This window comes from Pirellulales bacterium (assembly GCA_036499395.1).
GTDB lineage: Bacteria > Planctomycetota > Planctomycetia > Pirellulales > JACPPG01 > JACPPG01.
Map to the genome: position 1 here is coordinate 1 of DASYDW010000031.1, position 17,056 is coordinate 17,056.

16 protein-coding genes are annotated in these 17,056 nt (G+C 61.0%); 10 read left to right on the forward strand and 6 right to left on the reverse strand.

Annotation, left to right across the window (positions count from 1 at the left end; genetic code table 11):
- The first annotated feature begins 152 nt into the window (after positions 1–152).
- Positions 153–563: a PspC domain-containing protein gene (locus tag VGN12_06125; protein HEY4309011.1), complete on the forward strand. Its 411-nt coding sequence runs from the start codon at positions 153–155 to the stop codon at positions 561–563.
- A 64-nt stretch (positions 564–627) separates the two neighbouring features.
- Here VGN12_06125 and VGN12_06130 read toward each other — a convergent pair whose 3' ends face one another.
- Entirely contained in the window at positions 628–864 is a 237-nt protein-coding gene (locus VGN12_06130) for a hypothetical protein (protein HEY4309012.1), read from the reverse strand.
- A 256-nt stretch (positions 865–1,120) separates the two neighbouring features.
- Between VGN12_06130 and VGN12_06135 the strand changes: the two genes are divergently transcribed.
- The 3 genes from VGN12_06135 to VGN12_06145 all read left to right on the forward strand — a co-directional run bounded on the left by VGN12_06135 (position 1,121) and on the right by VGN12_06145 (position 3,551).
- Positions 1,121–1,729, forward strand: a complete 609-nt coding sequence (locus VGN12_06135; protein ID HEY4309013.1) for a 5-formyltetrahydrofolate cyclo-ligase — start codon at positions 1,121–1,123, stop codon at positions 1,727–1,729.
- A gap of 2 nt (positions 1,730–1,731) precedes the next feature.
- Positions 1,732–2,658, forward strand: a complete 927-nt coding sequence (gene fhcD / locus VGN12_06140; protein ID HEY4309014.1) for a formylmethanofuran--tetrahydromethanopterin N-formyltransferase — start codon at positions 1,732–1,734, stop codon at positions 2,656–2,658.
- A 116-nt stretch (positions 2,659–2,774) separates the two neighbouring features.
- Complete coding sequence (locus tag VGN12_06145; protein HEY4309015.1) at positions 2,775–3,551, forward strand: biotin--[acetyl-CoA-carboxylase] ligase; 777 nt, start codon at positions 2,775–2,777, stop codon at positions 3,549–3,551.
- A 68-nt stretch (positions 3,552–3,619) separates the two neighbouring features.
- Here the strand turns inward: VGN12_06145 and VGN12_06150 are convergent, their stop codons facing one another.
- Positions 3,620–3,880 carry a hypothetical protein gene (locus tag VGN12_06150; GenBank protein ID HEY4309016.1) on the reverse strand — a complete coding sequence of 87 codons (261 nt, stop codon included), beginning with the start codon at positions 3,878–3,880 and terminating at the stop codon, positions 3,620–3,622.
- A 334-nt stretch (positions 3,881–4,214) separates the two neighbouring features.
- Between VGN12_06150 and lysA the strand changes: the two genes are divergently transcribed.
- A complete protein-coding gene (gene lysA / locus VGN12_06155) occupies positions 4,215–5,516 on the forward strand; it encodes a diaminopimelate decarboxylase (protein HEY4309017.1) in 1,302 nt (433 codons plus the stop codon).
- A 207-nt stretch (positions 5,517–5,723) separates the two neighbouring features.
- Here the strand turns inward: lysA and VGN12_06160 are convergent, their stop codons facing one another.
- From VGN12_06160 to VGN12_06175, 4 genes are all read right to left on the reverse strand, one after another.
- Positions 5,724–7,031 (reverse strand): Gfo/Idh/MocA family oxidoreductase, encoded by a 1,308-nt coding sequence (locus tag VGN12_06160; protein HEY4309018.1) that lies wholly within the window; start codon positions 7,029–7,031, stop codon positions 5,724–5,726.
- Positions 7,032–7,399: 368 nt separating this feature from the next.
- The gene (locus VGN12_06165) at positions 7,400–9,703 is read right to left on the reverse strand and encodes a DUF4159 domain-containing protein (protein HEY4309019.1); all 2,304 of its coding nucleotides are present in this window, start codon (positions 9,701–9,703) and stop codon (positions 7,400–7,402) included.
- Positions 9,704–9,873: 170 nt separating this feature from the next.
- A complete protein-coding gene (locus VGN12_06170) occupies positions 9,874–11,226 on the reverse strand; it encodes a DUF2252 domain-containing protein (GenBank protein ID HEY4309020.1) in 1,353 nt (450 codons plus the stop codon).
- A 55-nt stretch (positions 11,227–11,281) separates the two neighbouring features.
- A complete protein-coding gene (locus VGN12_06175) occupies positions 11,282–11,665 on the reverse strand; it encodes a hypothetical protein (protein HEY4309021.1) in 384 nt (127 codons plus the stop codon).
- A 324-nt stretch (positions 11,666–11,989) separates the two neighbouring features.
- Here VGN12_06175 and VGN12_06180 point away from each other — a divergent pair, with 324 nt between their 5' ends.
- From VGN12_06180 to VGN12_06200, 5 genes are all read left to right on the forward strand, one after another.
- Positions 11,990–13,411, forward strand: coding sequence for a hypothetical protein (locus VGN12_06180; GenBank protein HEY4309022.1), 1,422 nt, complete (start codon positions 11,990–11,992; stop codon positions 13,409–13,411).
- Positions 13,412–13,835: 424 nt separating this feature from the next.
- Positions 13,836–14,168, forward strand: coding sequence for a hypothetical protein (locus tag VGN12_06185; protein HEY4309023.1), 333 nt, complete (start codon positions 13,836–13,838; stop codon positions 14,166–14,168).
- 327 nt (positions 14,169–14,495) lie between these two features.
- The gene (locus tag VGN12_06190; protein ID HEY4309024.1) at positions 14,496–15,188 is read left to right on the forward strand and encodes a carbonic anhydrase; all 693 of its coding nucleotides are present in this window, start codon (positions 14,496–14,498) and stop codon (positions 15,186–15,188) included.
- A gap of 56 nt (positions 15,189–15,244) precedes the next feature.
- Positions 15,245–16,201, forward strand: coding sequence for a bestrophin family ion channel (locus VGN12_06195; GenBank protein ID HEY4309025.1), 957 nt, complete (start codon positions 15,245–15,247; stop codon positions 16,199–16,201).
- 247 nt (positions 16,202–16,448) lie between these two features.
- Positions 16,449–17,042 (forward strand): hypothetical protein, encoded by a 594-nt coding sequence (locus VGN12_06200; protein HEY4309026.1) that lies wholly within the window; start codon positions 16,449–16,451, stop codon positions 17,040–17,042.
- Positions 17,043–17,056 lie beyond the last annotated feature (14 nt).

The following is a 17,056-nucleotide window of genomic DNA, read 5'->3' on the forward strand; positions in this document are numbered from 1 at the left end:
CCACAGCGCGTCGGGGATGTGGTGAAACTTTGACGTCGATTGATCGCCCACAGGCACCTCCGTGCAAATCGAGAATGGTCTCCTCAACCTGCACTACGGATGCTTGCAGCCAAACGGTTCGGTACTCGGATAGGCTCTAAAGCGAGATGACCATGAGTGGACCTCTTATCCGCTGCAGTGACCCGAAACTGGCCGGCGTGTGCGGCGGGCTGGCCCAATGGCTCGACCTTGATCCGACAGCCGTTAGAGTTGTCTGGGCGCTGGGGACGTTTTTCACCGGCGTTATGCCCGGCTTTGCGCTCTATGCCGTGCTGTGGCTGCTGATGCCCGATGCGAATTCAGGAGCGACGTCGAGCGGCGTCCTGGCTCTGTCGCGCAAGCATCGGATGATTTTCGGCGTGTGCGGGGGATTCGCCGATTGGCTCGGCTGGGATCCAACCGTAGTGCGGATTACTTACGTGGTGTTTTCCGTGCTGTCGGCCGCCTTCCCCGGCACAATTGCCTACATCATTCTGTGGGCCGTCATGCCGCGCGCCGACGAATTGCACCAAACACCGTACTAGCCGTTGCCCTTTCAGCCGCGCGCTCGTGAGGTAATCGCGATCACCGGGCCGCGACGCGCCGTTCTTAATACCCCAGGCTCTGCTCGACTTTGCGAGAGTCCGAAGTCAGGCCCGAGCGCACGCCCGGCATCAGGCGTCGGCGGGCCGAGGCCTCGCTGGGATCTCTGGGCACCTGGTAATTGCTCGACGTGGGGCTCATGGTGCCATGCTGCCGGCAGGCGGTGCCCGAACTCGCGATGATCGCCAGCGCCGCCACGATCAGGCAACGAACAATCGCCGTGCGCGCTTGGGTCTCGATCATGCGGAGTTACCTGGCGGCAGAAATGCTACGGGGCGAGAAAATGGGCTGACGAGCAGTCGTCCCCGTTGCGGGCGAAGTCTGTCAAAACGGCCAATCTGCGTCCAGGCGAGCTGCCCGGCTTCATCAGGCCGATGGTCGGTTCGCATATCCAGCTCGTCCGGTGATTGCCTAACCGGGCCGTAAAATTTACGATAGCGGTGCTTCGACAGCAGCTTCGCACGTCTTCCAGATTCGCCCCGTCGCCGCGAGAACCACGATGGATGTAGATCAGGCCGAACAATTGCGCACGCATAAAACCCAGCTTCGCGAGCAAGCCCACGCCAATCGCAAGGCGCAGCTCGACAAGGAACCGCTCAGCGAGCGGATCGTGCAGAAGTTCATGGAGCTGCCCGAGTATGCCGCCGCCGGGAGCGTGATGTTCTATGTCGATGTCCGCACCGAGGTCCGCACCCGGCATTCGCTGCCAGGGGCGTTAGGACATGGCAAGCGGATCGTGGTGCCGTACTGCGTCAACGGCGAGTTGGAGCTGTTCCTGTTAGAGGACATGGATGAGCTGTCGATCGGGATGTACAAGATTCTCGAACCCAAGCCTGATCTGCGTAACGCCCCCGGCAAGCGCGTCCCGGTAAAAGAATTGGACCTGGTGATGGTTCCCGGCGTGGCGTTCGACCGGCGCGGCGCGCGGATGGGACACGGCATGGGCTATTACGACAAGCTGCTCGAGCACGCCCGGCCGGACGCGCCACTCGTGGCATTGGCGTTTGAATGCCAGCTCTTCCCCGAGATACCAACGCAAGAGCACGACGTTTTCATGGATAAGATCATCACCGAGAACGAAATCTACGCCGGCAGGGGGCGCAAGTAGGCGTGACGCATCGAGCCGAAGTCGAAGACACCTACGCCGAAGCTTTCCGCAGCATCTATGCCGAGGTGTTGATCACCGCGCGCGATCGAAAATGGCTGGACGAGGCCGTCCACGCCGCCACCGGTAACGCGTCGAGCACGATCCTCTGCGATTGCGAAGCGGGGCTCGATCGGTATGTCGGACCGGGGGGCGACGGCAGCTTCACCACGCCCGACGGCCGTCCCGGCGCGATCGTGCAATTTCATGTGCCGAGATTTCGCAAGGATCGGCGCGAGGCGCTCGAGCGGTCGCTCTTGGTGCGTTTGAGCCAGAACGTGCTGACCTGCCCGACGACCAGTTGCTTCAACTTGATTGACAGCGAAGACTATTTCAAACTTGGTCGCAAGATCGCCTTCTTTGGCGATGGCTATCAGTTTCGCGACACGCGAAACGGTCGTCCGGTGTGGGTCATTCCGATCCTAGGGGGCGAATTCTCGCTCGACCGCCGCTTCGGTTTCCGCGATGGACTGATGGGGGGTAACCTGTGGTACATGGGCGCGACGCTGGATGCGGCGCTCGAAGCGGCTGAGCGCGGCGCGAAGGCCGTGGCCGCCACGCCCGGCGTGATTATGCCATTCCCCGGGGGCATCGCGGCCAGTGGATCGAAAGCGGGCAGCCGGTATTCGTTCACGATCGCCAGCACTTACGCGGAATTCTGCCCCACCCTGCGCGAGAAGCTGGGGGACAAATCCAAGGTTCCGCCGGGCGTGCAATCGATTATGGAGATCATTATCAACGGCGCCGACCTGCCCACGATCGCCCGCGCGACGCATGCGGCGATCGAGGCGTCGGTCGATACGCCGGAGCTGATCAAAATCTCGGCCGGCAACTACGGCGGCCGACTAGGAAAGAGTTTCGTTTACCTACACCCCGAGAAGCAGCCGCAGTAGTAGCGAGTAGTCGGTAGCTGGTATTTAGTAGTCAGAACAAGCGATCGTCGGCGAAACACGGATGCATTACCGCGGACATCTTCTTCCTTCACTGCCCTCTGCCAACTTTTCCCCTCATGCCTGACTCCACGATCGACGTCCAACGACTGCAACGCGAGTGTTTGGTTTCGCATGTCGAACATTACGCCACGCTGACGTCGACCAACGATCGGGCCCGCGACATCGCGCTCGATCTGCCGGCCGATGAAATGGCGCTCGTGATTGCCGACGAGCAAACTGTCGGTCGCGGACGCGGCGCGAATCGCTGGTGGACCGGCGCCGGCAGCCTGGCTTGCAGCCTGGTCTTCGATCCGGCCGCGCAGGGGATCAAGCGGCAGCACTTCCCGTTGATTTCGCTGGCCACGGCCGTGGCGATCGTCGACGCAGTACGACCTACCCTGCCACCGGGTCAGCTCGGGCTGCATTGGCCGAACGACGTTTTCGCCGCCGGACGAAAGCTGGCCGGCATCTTGATCGAAGGTTTACCCAACGGCAAGCACGTGCTGGGCATCGGCGTGAACGTGAACAACCGGGTGGCCGACGCTCCCGCTGAATTGCGCGAGCGCGCGACGTCGCTTGCGGATCTGACCCGCCGCGAGCACTCGCGTACCGACGTGCTGGTCGAACTGCTCGGCCGGCTGTGGCCCAACCTGGGGCAATTGGCCGCCAACTCGGCCGAAGTCGGACGCCGTGCCGACCGTGCCTGCTTGCAGCACGGACGACCGCTCGTTCTACAATCGGGCGACCGGCAGGTCGCCGGAACGTGTGTTAAAGTCGCCGACGACGGCGCGCTCGTCTTACGCACCGAGCGTGGCGAAGAGAAATTCTATTCTGGCGTGCTCATCCATTCGTAGCGGCGCATCTCGCAGTCCCAGTAAGGGGTGACTGCGACGCATCAGCTAAACCAGCGCCGTATCGGCCGCTAGTTCTTTGCCAGAATCTCTTCCAGCAGCTTGGCCACCAGCGACGGGTTATCGGCCTTCCGCACGTGATCGATGCGGGTTTTGGGAACTTTGAGTTTTTCCAGCGTACCGACGACCTTCGTCCACTGCTTTTCGCGAGCTTTCCCGTCGGCCAAATACAGCTCCGTGATTTGCTCGCCCAGACGCTGCGTCAGAATCGCATCCTGGTTGTCGTAGAAACGCTTGATGATGTTCTGCTGGTACTTGGTGCGTTCAACCATCGCTCGGCTGTCCTCGCAAATCGCCGGTGAAAAAGTTACGGCCGCCTGGCAGGCCTAGGCGCAAGTCTATCGCCGGGCCCGCTCTCGGTGCAAATCGGCTGCCCAGCAGAGGGAACTTGACCTGCCTGGGGGGCAGGCAGACGCGATTCGCCAATCGTTTTGACCGGACGCTGACGGGCAATCGAATCCCCGGTCCGAGCCGGTATTTCGCGAACCAGTCGGCGGTTTTCCCGGTCTTTGCGGCTGGTATACTTACGTGCTTCCTGCCCCTGATCTAGCCCGCCCGGCGGCGAGTCCGGATCCATTCCTCGTTTCCCCCATTCAGGTTCCTTTGATGTCTTCCAGCACGCGAGCCTTGACCGCCCCGGCCGACGCCTTTCCCTTGCTGCGCACCGAAATCGCGGGACAGAGCGTCGACCAACTTGCCCGGCAGTTCGGCACTCCGTTCTTTGCCTACGACGCGGCCAAGATTCAGGAGCGCATCGAGGACCTGCGCAGCTTCGACTTCATTCGTTATGCCCAGAAGGCGAACTCGAACCTGGCGATCCTGGACCTGGTGCGTCGAGCCGGCGTGTTGGTCGACGCGGTCAGCGCCGGCGAAGTGCAGCGGGCCCTGGCGGCCGGCTATTCCGCGGCTGGTGATCCGCCGCCGATCGTCTACACGGCCGATATCTTCGATCGTGAGTCGTTGGATCTGGTCACGTCGCTGGGCCTGCACGTCAATTGCGGCTCGCCCGACATGATCGATCAATTGGGGGCCGTCGCGCCGGGGCGTTCGATCACGTTGCGTTTGAATCCCGGCTTCGGCCACGGCCATAGCCGCAAGACCAACACCGGCGGCGATCAGTCGAAGCACGGCATCTGGCACGAACAGCTCGACGACTGTTTGCGCCGCGCCGATCATCACGGCCTGGCGGTCACCGGGCTGCACCTGCACATCGGCTCCGGCACCGATCTGGAGCATCTCTCCCAAGTGTGCGAAGCGATGGAAAAGTTGGCTTTGATTGCCGGCCGGTCGCTGACCTCGATCAGCGCGGGCGGCGGCTTGCCCGTCCCGTATCGCTCGGGCGAGTCATACGTCGATCTGGACGTCTATTTCGACCTGTGGGACAAGACGCGTAAGCGGCTGGAAAACGCGTTTGGGCATTCGGTGCATCTCGAGATCGAGCCTGGCCGTTATCTGGTGGCCGAAAGCGGCTATCTGGTCAGCGAGGTTCGCGCTATCAAGCGGATGGGGGCGAACACGTTCTACTTGCTCGACGCCGGGTTCAATAATCTGGCCCGACCAATCCTGTACGGTGCGTATCACCCGATGTCGATCGTGCCGCGCGGCGGTGATGCGTCGCAGCGACCGCTAGTCGACGTCGTCGTGGGAGGACCACTGTGCGAGTCGGGGGACATCTTCACGCAAACCGAAGGTGGCTTCGTCGCTACGCGCAATCTCCCCGCCGCGCAAGTCGGCGACCTGGTCGTGATCGAGAACGCCGGTGCGTACGGCGCCGTAATGGCCTCGAATTACAATTCGAAGCCATTCGCCGCGGAGCTATTGATCCGCTCGGGACACGCTCACCTGGTGCGCCAGCGACAGTCCTTCGAAGACATCGTCCGCGGCGAATCGATCCCGGCAGCGGAATAGTAGGCAGAGGGCAGTCGACGGTAGGCAGTAAATGAATAGCGGCGCGCGATTGCTTAACTGGCTACGGCCCTCTTCTTAAAGTAGGGTGCGTCCGCGACGCACCGCATTGCGTTGATTCTGCGAAGGCAGTGCATTTTCGCCACGTTGCAGTGAAGTTTCGCGGAAGGTGTGTCGCGGACACACCCTACAAATTCGACTGCCTACTTCTTAAAGGGTCCAGCCGGGGCGGTATTCGCGCTGCAGATAATTGTTGGCCTCGGGGCAGTTCGTGGCCTTCAAAAGCTCGCCGTCCCAGTCGAGCTGCTTGCCGCCGGTGCGATACGAGACGTTGCCCAGCAGCACCGCTTCGGCCAGCGCGCCTGAGTAATCGAAATTGCAGGTCGTGGTGTCGCGCGTCTTGCAGGCGCGAATCCACTCCTGATGATGGCCGATCGAAGGAGGGATCGTTTCGGGCGGAGTCTCGGCCGTCAGGCCCGGCTCCATGAACAGCTTTCGGCTGCCGTAGTCGGCCAGCAATCTGCCGCGCTCGCCTTCGAACAACACGGCGCTCCCCTTGCCGTAGGCTTCGGCCCCGGCGGGCTTCCAGGTGCCGTGGTACCAGGTGAGATGGACCGGCGGTGCCTCGCCGCGGGCGGGAAACTCGTAATCGACCTGCATATTGTCCGGCACGTCGTTGTCGGCCTTGTAGGTGATTTCTCCCTTGGCCTGCACGCTCTTCGGGTAGCGCAGGTTCAATGCCCAAAAGGGGAGATCCATGAAGTGGCAGCCGAAATCCCCCAGGACGCCGCCGCCGAAATCCCACCAATAGCGCCAATTGAAATGAAAGTGCGATTCGTCGAAAGGCCGCATCGGTGCCGGCCCGACCCATAGATCGTAATCGACGTAATCGGGGGGCGTCCCTTGCTTGACGCGCTTGCCGTGCCCGACGCGTGAGTCCCCTTCCTTCCAGACGTGGACGCGGCTGATCTTGCCGATCGCGCCGGACTGCACCAATTCGACCACGCGGCGATAGTTGTCGCCGGTGTTATGAATCTGGGTTCCCATTTGCGTGACCGCTTTCTGCTTGGCGGCCCAATTGCGAATCTGCCGCACTTCGTACACCGAATGCGCAAGCGGCTTCTCGCAATACACGTCCAGCCCTCGCTTGAGCGCCCACACCGTGGGAATCGCGTGCGAATGGTCGGGCGTGGCCACGACCACGGCGTCGAGATCCTTTTGATCGAGCATCTGCCGGTAGTCGGCGTATTTCTTGGCCAGCGGGAACTTGTCGGCCGCGGCAGCCAGCCGGTGCTGGTCGATGTCGCACAGCGCGACGATGTTCTCGGTCGCCACGTTCCCCAGGTTGTACGCGCCCTGCGCCGCGACGCCGATCACGCCGATGTTCAGCTTGTCATTCGGCGAGCGAGGTTCCGCGGCCGGCGCGAAGCGCGGCAACATTCCGGCAACGGCCACACCCGTGCCCGCCAAGGCGGCCTGGCGCATAAACTCGCGACGACTGAGAGGAGACCGTGTCATAAGTATTTCTCAAAGGTGGGATTTCAGGCGGGGATGTTTTGAAACGCGCGGGATTTCTTGCAACGCGTTGAGCGACGATCAAATCCAACCCCTCTCCCTCTGGGAGAGGACAGGGTGAGGGAAGCCCAATTCGGGGTCTGCACCAAAGTATGCTAACCGGGCGCGAGAGGGCGGGCAATTCGTGGCAAGTTGCTGGGATTCAAATGTCTTGTAAGGGAGAGTCCATGCAGCCGAGACGGCTGCACCACAAAAAAACTGCTGGACCGTAAGGTGGTTTCACCACGAAGCCTGTGCGCCACACGACGGCTGAAGGGCCCTGAGTGTTTGTGGTGCAGGCGTCCCGCCTGCTCTCCCTGCACGATACGGGCCTACTGCTCGATCGCATACAAGAGCACATTCAGCCCGATCCGTGCTGCCGAATCGCTGGAATAGCCGAAGCAGCCGGCCGTCTCGTGTTTCTCCAGCGCGCAGCTCAGATCGTAGCGCGAGAAAATTACTGCGTAACGATCTCCCAACTGCAAAACCTCGAGTTCCGGCTCGACTTCGCGCACGACTGCTTTTGCGCGACCATCTTCGCCCGCAGGTGCCGCCTCGCGACGGGTCACGGTGCGCAGATCAAAGCCGCCGTATTTGGTCGTGAACACGGGATCGCCGGCCGTGATTTTTACGAACTGCTGATCCGGAAACATCGTGGTAAGTTCCTGTCGAAACGAGGCAGCGAACGCCTCGCTCGTGCAAATCGCATCGGCAAACAATACCCCGCCTCGCTGTAAATAAGTTTTCAGCTTGTTGCGCTCCGCATCGCTGAGCGTGAGTTTCTCGCGACCGTGCATGAACAGGATCGGGAATTCGAACAGCCGATCATCCGCCAGCCCCAACTCGCGATCGTCGGTGTTTGCCCGTAATCCCAGTTCGCCGGATAGAAACCGCAGCAAGTTCGGAAGCGCTAAAGGCGCCAGGTTGCCGCCGCCCGAGTGTTTGACCGTGGCCACGTAGAGCTTGGCGCGATCGAAGGCTTCGCGCTGGCTGATGCCGGCCAGTTGCGGCAGATCGAGTTTGAACTTCGGATCACGATTCGTGGCGTAGGCCAGCACATTGACGCCGATCTTCTTCGCCGCGTCGATCCGCGCTTCCATATCGCCGCCGTATTTTCGCTCGCGGTGCGGACGTGCCAGTTCCCAATAACAGGAAAGATTCTCCGGGCAATACGCCACGCAGGTGCGGCAGCCCAGGTCGATACCCCATAGCGGGCGGTGATATGGGGCATCGATCGGCTGTTCGGCACTCCAGATCGGATGCTCGGGGGGCAATAGTCGCAGCTTATATTCCGGCTCGGGAAAGACGCGTTCCATCAAGGCGCGAAAGCCACGGTCGAATTCTTCTCCTTTGCAGACAGCATCGGCGAAGATGAAGCCGCCACGATTGATGTAGTCGCGCAGCATGCGCGCTTGCGGGTCGCTGAACTCAGGCGCGACCTCGCCACACAGGTACAAAACCGGCGCTTCGAGCAGATCTTCGGTTGCGGCCACATCGGCGTCGATGATTTGCCAGGTCAGATCGCGCTGCCAGCATTTCTCGGCATACGTCACGACGTTGGCCAGGTCCTTGCGATGATGATTCCAGTCGTGCTGCGGCTGATGCTTCAGTTTGGCGGCCACGACCGGGCGTCGCCCCTTAGCCAGGAACAGAATCGCAAAGCTGGTGCCGATGTTCGGATTGATACGGCCGAGCCCTTTTTCGATCCATGCGCCGGTCACCCTGTCCTGTTGCTCGATCAGCACCTCGGACCCTTCGCGATACCAATCGTGGGCGCCGATCAATCGCTGATTCGTCAATCGCCCGGCCCGTTCGAGTCCGTAAAGGTAGTAGAGAGGCCACATGTTGTTGTTAGGATTCGCGCGCACCGAGAAATGTTTTGACAGCCAATCCATGGCTTGATCCACCGAGCCGTGCTGCCGCTGCGGCCGGCAGCAGCGCGCGTTATTTCCTTCGACCGTCGCGTCCCCTTCCTCCAGCACATCCAAGGCCAGCGCCACGGCGCCGATGCCCGCACAGGTCATGCTGCCCGTCCCTTGATCGCCGGGCTGATAACCCCACGAGCCGTCGGAGTTTTGTGATTGGCTCCAATGGCTAAGCGCGGCGCGGAGCGTGTGCGGATTCACGGCCACGCCGGCCCGCTGCGCTTCGTAGAGCGCTAGGATGGCAAATTGCGAATTCGAGTTGTCGCCGTTCCCGAGCGGATAGCTCCACATGCCGCGGTGCGCCGCATCGCGCTTCTGCTGCTCTTCTAGCCAGCGCACATTGCGGCGAAGTAGCTGGATGTCCTTTTCCGGCTCGGCGATGGCGAACACCATCGTCTGCAGCGCCGTGGGATAGTTGGCCACTGGCGGCACCTGTCGCAAAATATTAAGCGCCAACTGAATTTGCGGGTCGTTCGTCGGCACGCCGGCGTTCAACATTGCCAGCGTGCAGAGCGATGTGACGCCTCCGGCCATGACCGGCGCGACTTCTTGCCACGAGCCGTCAGGGAATTGCTGCCGGCGAAGATAAGTGACACCACGGTCGATGGCGACGCGCACTTGCTCGGCCGTGACCTCGGCCTGCGCCTCGGGCGCTGCGCTTGCGACGAGATACAGCACCGCTGTCAGCCACAGCAGCGGCCGGCTAGCCATCGAGAATGCTCCGCGAGAAGAAAGTGCGGCAATGAATGTTCCGCCCTTATCTTACAGTCGCGAAAACCGCTGCGACAATGCGCAGAATGTAAAAGTGGTGGTATGGAAAGCCAATTCCTGCTTGCGAAACGGCAAGATAGAAGAGAGACGATACCTATCATCATTCTCTGCTATTCTTCCTCGATGACCTCGATGCGGCCTGTTCGTTTTGCTTCGACCAGCGCCGCGTGGTCGCGCTCGGTCTGATCGGCGTATGCCAGGGCGAATTTCGAAATCGCCTCGTCGAACTTTTCGCTGCCTCCCAGATAGCCACTGATTGTTGCCGCGTCGCCCCCTTTGGCATGCGCCCGAGCCAACGACCAGCCGCAGATCGCTGCATAGCGCCCCAGCCCGGTCACTTCGGCGTCATCGAGCGGGATGGAATACTTCATGTCGCGCATTTGCCGCACGTAGTAGTCATGGCCGTCGCGCGAGCGCAGCCATCCCAGGAAGATGTCGCTGGCGGTCTGCATAACCCGCTGGCCGACAACGACCCGCTGTCCCTGGTTCTGGAAGGGTGATTTCGCGACGTACGGTTCCAGAACCGAGGGGCGCGCCTCCTTGATCTGCAACAACAGCGGATTGCGGTCGTCACACACCAACAGCGCGACGAAGCAGCGCGTACCGACGCTGCCGACCCCGACGACTCGCATGGCGAAATCATCCAAGCGGTAGCGGTCGAACAGCAGACGGCGATCCTCCGTCAAGGACGCGCGATATTGTTCGATGCCCTCGTCGAGCGTTGTTCGGTAGCGATCCTCGGCAATGCGCGTGACGACCGGTAGATTTTCCACGAAGCGATGCCGCCCGTCGATTTCTTCGGCGATTTTCGGCAGCAACCGTTCGGCGACGCGGCCGCGCGCCTTGGCGACCATCTTTTCGCGCCGCTCGCGCGCCTCGGCGTCGGGCGCGTTTTCGACCAGCTCATCGGCACATACACGAAAGTACCAGATCTCGAGCGGGCTCATCGTCGAGAATTCTCGCAGATGCTCGCGATACGATTGCGCGCACTGCTGGGCGATTTCCGCGCACTGTTGCTCGGTGAATCCGTTGGTTCGTCCGGCCAGAACGACACTCGCCGCGAGGCGCTTCAGATCCCACTCCCACGGTCCGCACAAAGTTTCGTCGAAATCGTTGATGTCGAAAACCAGATTCCGTTCGGGCGTGCCGAACAACCCGAAGTTCGCCAAATGGCAGTCGCCGCAGACCTGCAGAACCAGGCCTGTCGCGGGCGTTTGGGCGAGGTCGTAGGCCATCGTCACGGCCGCGCCGCGCAAAAAGGCGAACGGACTGCGCAGCATGCGTCCGTAGCGCAGCGGCGTCAGGCGTGATAGCCGCCCACGATTCGACGATTCCAAAAGTTCGACCGGATCGCGCCGCTCGTTGGCCGTCGACCAGTCGGCGTGCGCGGTGCGCGGCAGAGCGCTGCGCAACGCCTTGCCGGCCGCCAGCCGTTCTTCCCAACCGAGCGATTGTGTCGACATGATGTTGCGCGACCCCCCTTGCGGCCGTCGGGGGGAGCTTGCCCCGTTTCGCGACTTACTGCCCAGGCAACTGCCCGCGCCAGTAGAAAAATGAGACGGCAAACACGATCAAAAGATCAAGCAGGAACGACTGTCGCGCGTAGGCGCGAATCGGCTGCGTACAGACGTAGATATCGCAATCGGGTGCCTTGATTCGCCCACGCACGATTTGCAGAAGCCCCAGCATGGGCACCGCCGCCATCAAAGCGAACAGTACATCGACGCGAACATGGAAAACCGGATCTTTTTGGATATACGCGAAGAGCGCGATTGTCATCGTCACGAAGATCGCTTGGAGCGAAATGACCTCGCGATACGAATTTGCTTGGCTGACCGGGGGAACGGCATCCTCCGGCAGCGTCCGAAGCTCCGAGATCAACGACCGGCAAAAGTCGAGCATCGTTCTGCGTACCACCTTTGGGAAGCCACGATTGCGAAAACGCCCAATGTTCGTACCCGGCAACGGCTGCGTCAAGTTACCAGTTACAGCCCATGTATCCGACTGCGAAGCCAAGTGTTGCCACACACGATCGGCACTGGATGATCCCCCGCGAACCAATCCGGCAAAAGCGCAGCCACGGCGCTGTGGTGAATTTGCCTGTTCTACCGTTCCACGGCAGACGGAACACGATTTGCAAAACGGAGAGGTGGTGTTCCATTTTGCGCCTTTCAGTATTTGCGATTCCAACGGTCTGGCGCTGGAACCGCCCAGGAGGATCTTGCCATGCTTCGTCATTTACAACTAATCGCTCTCCTGTTCGCCGCGATCGCACCGGCCGAAACGGCGCTAGCCCAAAAGGGAGCGGCGCCACGCTTCGGCTGGCAGCCGTCGCAAGGCAATGCGGCGTTACGGCCCAACGTCCTTGAGGCCAATAAGCCGGTCGCGATGACCAATAAGATCATGCAGCCGGTTCCGCTGTCGGCGGATTCCCAACGGCATGCGTTGGCAAGTATCGATAAAAACGTAACGAGCCAGCTCGCGGCCGTGGCCGAGAAGCTGAAGGGGGCGTTGCCCGACGAGTTGGCGATGCTTACCAAGACCAGCGGCTGGACGACCGAAGACCAGCAGGCGCTCGTGGGCGCGCTGCGAGCGGGCAATCCGACGGCGGTCTACGAAACATGGGTCAAAGGCAACCCACGAGACATCGCTGGAGCCGAGTTGGCCGCACATCAGGCCGACGCCAGGCGTTTGATCGGTCGACTGTCGCAGGATATCGAAAAAAATAAGGCCGGCCTGAAGCAGGACGTTGCGGACTTTGACGTGGCGCTCAGCAAGATCGCCGGCGCGACGCCCGCCGTTGCTGAACTTGGCCCAACCGTGAAGAATTTGAAAACGTGGATCGAAGCACGCCGATTGATCGAAGCCGCCACGCCCGGCAAGGGGCCGGTCGCCAAGCTTCCTAACGGTAATGACGTAACGCTCGTGTTCGATCCCGCTCTCGCACGCGGCGTGGCGATTGTTCTGAGTGACGAGGCGATTTTAATTGGCCACGAAGGGGATCCGGCGCTGACGATCACTACCGGTAACGCCGCCGAGGCCCTGGGCTTGCCGATCGTCACCGGCACGCCGCTCGCCGAAGAGGAGGGAGTTGAAGTGACCGACGGTGTGTTGCTCGTGAATCCGGCCAACTCGCAGGGAACGCTCAATTACAACATTAACGGGAATCACTATGTGGCCGAGCCGGGCATGACGCAAAAACTAGCGCCGCGCGCCAATGGGCGCGAGTGGGTTGTGGAGTTTGATCGCGGCGCCACGTTCGGCAGCGCTACGTACAAGCTCGCCCCGGGTACCTATAACTTCACCCCGACCGACCAAGGCTGGCAACTCTATCGCCAGCGCTATGAGGTGGTTCTTGATAATTCGCAAAGCGATCAGGAGTTCAATTACATCTTCCGGGGCGAGGATCAGATGGTGCCAGCCGGCGGATCAAGAACCCTCAGCTCGACGTATCCGATCGTCGTACGTTTCGACCGGGGCAACGGGAGCGACTTCGTGACTAAGTCGACGTCGCTGGCGGTCGGCAACTTGCAGATCGGCGTGAATCCGACCGACAACTTGTGGGATCTATTTCCAACGAGTGCCAATCATCGCGAGGCCTCGAATTTGAAACCCTTCGATGCGGATCGCGGTGCAAGTGTGAAATAGCGATCGTCTTGTCCGACGCCGCGGTTGCTTTCGACGCCGACGTATCGCTCGATGAAGCGATGCGTCGGCGTTTTCTTTTGACGTGGCTTTGAGCCAAATACTCCCCACACGACCATAGGCTTGCCGTCTGAAGAAACGACCAATGTCGCCCCAACGGGGGCCGGGCGACGCCGTTTCGTCGGTCGACCCTTGACAGCATCCGCAGACTATTGGACGCGGCCGGCGATTCGCGGTACTGTCGATGGATGCACTAGGGCGAGGGCAGAAGGCCCGGTTTCTGCTGCAGGTTTCCGTCGGGGTAGCCGATAATACCCTCGCCTTGAAGGAGTGGAGCGCAAGACCACAAAGCAGGCACTTTTATGAGAGCTGTCCCTATCAGGGTGCACTCCTAAGATTTGCCGCCTCGAAGTCAGGATGCATGAACATGGCAGAGTTCCAGCATTCATTACGGCTGTTCCTGCGGTTGAGCTTCTTCTCGCTCAGCCTGCTAGCGATCGCGATACCGACGAGCTTCGACGTATTCGCCCCTCTCACCGCGGCGAGGGAAACGGACAGCGAAGAGGGCTCGTCGGAATCCGAGACCGAGTGTTCTCCCCTGATGGAAGAAGCTCTCGGCCGACGCCTGATCACCGATCAAGTGGCGTGCGGCGATGCGACATTGCCGCCGGCGCATGGGCAAGCCCCCAAGGCGCGCTCAACTCGCATCCCTTCTCGCTCCGAAGCCCATAACGGCTGCGGGTCTACGCTGCGCTGTTAAAGCGCGCCCCTTCTCTTCAGTCACGTCGTGAACTGTACGGCCAAGCCCCTGGTTTTTGGCTAGCGACGATTCGCGAAGTCTTTGCTGTAGCCAAGGCTTCGGATCCACGTCGCGACGAGGCCCATTCTCGGACGTGATCCTCACGCAGGTTCATTCTCGCTGCGCGCTTAGTTTGTCGTTCGGGCGACAGTTCTGGCGCCGCTCTTATCACGTTCCTTGCCAACCAACGCTCTTAAGGGGGCGCGCGGAAGCCCCTGGAAAATCGAGCGAAGTGCTGCGCACGACAATCGCACGTTCCAAATTTGCCATCACAAAGGGAGTTATCTCATGTGCCAACTCATCAACGGTATTCGCCGTTTCCAAAGAGAAGTGTTTGTGCCCCAGCGAAAGTTCTTTCAGGAGCTAGCTCAAGGACAGCAACCGTCGGCAATGGTCATCACGTGCTCGGACGCGCGCATCGATCCTGCGCTGCTGATGCAGACGCGCCCCGGCGAGCTATTCGTCGCTCGCAATGTCGGCAACGTAGTACCGGTTTACGATCGATTGCGTCCCGATGCCATCGCGGCGGCGGTGGAGTTCGCCGTGGTCGGCCTGCAGGTTCAACAGATCATCGTGCTGGGACATTCGCAGTGCGGGGCGGCCACCACGTATCTCGATGATCGGACAGGTCCTCGGTTCCCCATCATGCGGCGCTGGTTGCGCCATATGAAGCCGCTGCGCAACGCGGACCTGCCGCCGGCGCATGAGACTGCGGGTGAACGCCTGGACGCCTTCATTCGGCACAACGCCATCGTGCAACGTGACCATCTACTGAGCCATCCCGCGGTGCTCGATGCCGTCTCGCGCCGGGGTCTGGAACTGCACGCCTGGGTGTACGAGCTACAAAGCGGTCGAGTATTAGCTCACGACGCTGCTCTCGACGAGTACGTCGCATTGGGCGAGCGATCCACGCACGACGTCCCGAGTGGCGATACCTGCGCCGCACAGGCGGGAGCGTCGGACGAATCGTGGTGGTCGTAACACACGTGGTCGAGGCTCGACCGAGTTGCAATAGAATTAAAAATGAGGTGACTATTATGTGGAAAACATCGTTCTGGAACGAGGCCCTGGCGTTGCGCGGATCGGTCACGCCGCTGGTGGCCCCCTGCGTCGCCGCTTTTGGTGCCTACACACTGCTGCTCTGCCTGTTGCACCTGGCCACACCGCTCGAGATTGACGTGCCGATCGCGCCCGCCGAAGTCGTGGGGGCAGCATTGGGCGTGGTGCTGATTATGCGCACCACGGCAGGTTACGAACGCTGGTGGGAAGGGCGCAAAGCGTGGGGTGGAATTGTGAACCAATCGCGAAATCTGGCGATCATTGCGCTGGAGTACGGGCCGAACGACGCTGTCTGGCGGCAGCGTATTGTGCGGCAGGTGGCCGCTTACGCGCATGCGGTTCGCATTAGCTTACGCCGCGAAACCGATTATGGCGCACCGATCGCGCTGCTGGATCCCGCGCAGGGGGTGGCCCTTGGCACGGCCCGATTTGTACCCTGTCGAGTAGCCCGCTTGATCGCGCAATCGCTGCGCCAGGGAACGCATTCCCGTGGCTTAAGCGGATTCGCCTTTCTCGAGGCCGAACGTCAGTTGGCCCAATTGGTGGATAACCTCGGCATCTGCGAGCGGATTCGCGATGCACCGCTGCCACGCGTCTGTGCGATCAAGATCCGCCGCTTTCTGTTACTGTTCCTCGGCATTTTGCCGTTGGCGCTGTTGAACAAGGCCGGCTGGTTGACACCGCTGTATACGATGCTGGCCGCGTACGCGTTGTTGTCGCTCGATCAGTTGGGCATTGAGCTGCAGAATCCCTTCGCCAAATCGCGCCTCAGCCATTTGCCCTTAGATAATATTTGCCGCTCGATCGAAGAGAGTCTGACGGCACTGGCGGCTGACGATGCGGCCGAACCACACGGCGGCGAGCATTCACAGGCTCCGCCCCCGCTGCCAGACTACACGAGCCTGTCGACCTTTCCGATAAGCGCCAGAGCGTGACCGGCAACTGTCGCGTAACCGACAGTTCTTTTAGGCCTAAAATCGGGCCGAATTGACATCGTAAACGCAATTAAGCCTGCATGCAGTGACTGCCACGCAGCCCTAGGGAACAGGCCGTAAAAAAACTGACGTTGCCTCGGTTGAGGTCCGCATTAAACTCCCATCCTCGTGGTCTGGTTCCGAGCCTGTGCTGGCAGCGGCCGCCATGCTGCGAAAATCTCGTCTGCCAATCGAAGGAACGCCGTTCATGGACGAACGCAAGAGTCTCAAGCAGCGGCTGTGGGAAGACGTGAAGACGATGGCGGCGCTATTCGCCTATCTGGCCGTCTTTCTCGGCGCCTTCACCACGTACAAGAGATTACTGCTGGCCGAGTACGGCGTGCCGTTTTTTGAATACGGCTGCGCGCTGGTCGAAGCACTGCTCTTGTCCAAGGTGATCGTTCTCGGGCGTGCTTTGCGCGTGGGCGAACGATTCACGCGTTCGCCGTTGGCCATGCCTGCCTTGTACAAGACGTTCTGCTTCTGCTTGCTGGTTTTGGCCATGACAATCGGTGAGCATTTCGTCGTGGGCTGGTGGCATGGTGAGAGCAGGTCGGCGCTCGTCGCGTCGCTGGCCAAAGAGGGCGTCTGGGAAATTCCCGCCCGCGTGCTGACCTGGTTCATCGCCTTCGTTCCGCTGTTTGCCTTCTTCGAAGTCGACCGGGTGTTGGGCGAAGGGACACTGGTCAAATTGTTCTTTGCGGGTAACCGAGAGCGCACTGCTCCGGAACCCGTCATCCCGATGCGCGCGGCTCAGAAGCAAAAAGTCATACCGACAGCGCGCGTCAAGAACAGCGCCTGAATCCTGCCGGGCGG